General features: G+C 50.0%; 1 protein-coding gene. It reads right to left on the reverse strand.

The window, feature by feature from the left end; all coding sequences use genetic code 11:
* Positions 1-272 precede the first annotated feature (272 nt).
* Positions 273-1,277: an IS110 family RNA-guided transposase gene (locus tag M979_RS22185; RefSeq protein WP_034455038.1), complete on the reverse strand. Its 1,005-nt coding sequence runs from the start codon at positions 1,275-1,277 to the stop codon at positions 273-275.
* Positions 1,278-1,355 lie beyond the last annotated feature (78 nt).

A 1,355-nucleotide genomic window follows, 5' to 3' on the forward strand; every position in this document is an offset into this window, starting at 1 on the left:
TCTATGGTCCCCACCGTTTTTGCAACACTGATTTTTGACTTATGGTGGCTTGCCTAAATCTATCCGGCGTCACTATGGGCATCGATGCCCGCGCCTTGATGAGTTCCGCACCTGATAAGCCTAAAAAGCCACGCGGCTTCAGAGAGCCATTTTTTATGTTAGGTTTTCATCAGGCCGATAGGCCGTTCATGTCATCAATAATCAGTCTTCGCAAAACCAGATTGGGAACTGCTTAATTAACGATTAACCTGCCAGTCAGACTGGCGTCATCGTTACCTTTCGAACACGGTCTGCCGGGTTGTGATTGCCCATGCTATCCGGGCCAGCTTGTTGGCCAGAGCACAACACACTACGCAGGAGTGTTTTCTTGCCAGTTGTGCCCTGACCCAGTCAGCCAGCTTGCCTGACTGATAATCAATTTTCTGGATAAAGACTCTGGCGCACTGGACAAGTAACCGTCGCAGATTTTTGTCTCCCCGTTTACTTATCCCTAAAAGCGTATTTTTGCCGCCCGTGCTGTACTGCCGTGGTACAAGGCCGGTTGAGGCCGCAAAATCCCGGCTACAGCCATATTGTTTACCGTCGCCCAGTTGCGATGATAAAACGCTGGCAGTTATCGGCCCAACACCGGGTATTGTCTGAAGACGTTGTCCTGTTTCATCACGACTCAGCTCTTGTTCCAGCGCTGTTTCAAGCTCCGTGATCTGTTCGACAAGATAAAGATAATGAGCATGTAAGCGCATCAGCAGCTGTGCCAGATAGGGAGGAAGTTCGTTATCTGCAAGGACTGTTGAGAGCCGTTTTATCACTGCGGCTCCGATCGGCATACTGATGCCAAATTCCAGCAAAAAAGCATGCATCTGATTAGTCGTTTTGACTTTATCTCTGACCAGCGATTCCCTGACCCTGTGAAGTGCCCGCATGGCCTGTTGAGCTTCGGTTCGTGGTTGCACAAATCGCATGGAGGGACGGGATGCCGCCTCGCATATGGCTTCTGCATCGACAAAATCGTTCTTGTTGCTCTTAACAAAAGGGCGAACGAACTGCGGAGAAATCAATTTTGCTTCATGGCCTAAATCAGCGATCCGGCGAGCCATAAAATGGGCGCCGGCGCAGGCTTCCATCACAACGGTAGCGGATGTACACCCAGCCAGAAATTCAATAAGTTTGGTGCGGGTAAATTTTTTTCGCAGTAATGCTTTGCCTGATTTATCCTGGCAGTGAACGTGGAAGGAATGTTTGCCGAGATCGATACCAATAAGCGTAACGTTTTGCATGATGGCCTTCTCCAGAAAGAAAAACACCCTGCCAGCGTACCGCTCACAGGGTGGTGGGGACCATCTCATTAGCCACCC

Source organism: Buttiauxella noackiae ATCC 51607 (assembly GCF_001654865.1).
Lineage (GTDB): Bacteria > Pseudomonadota > Gammaproteobacteria > Enterobacterales > Enterobacteriaceae > Buttiauxella > Buttiauxella noackiae.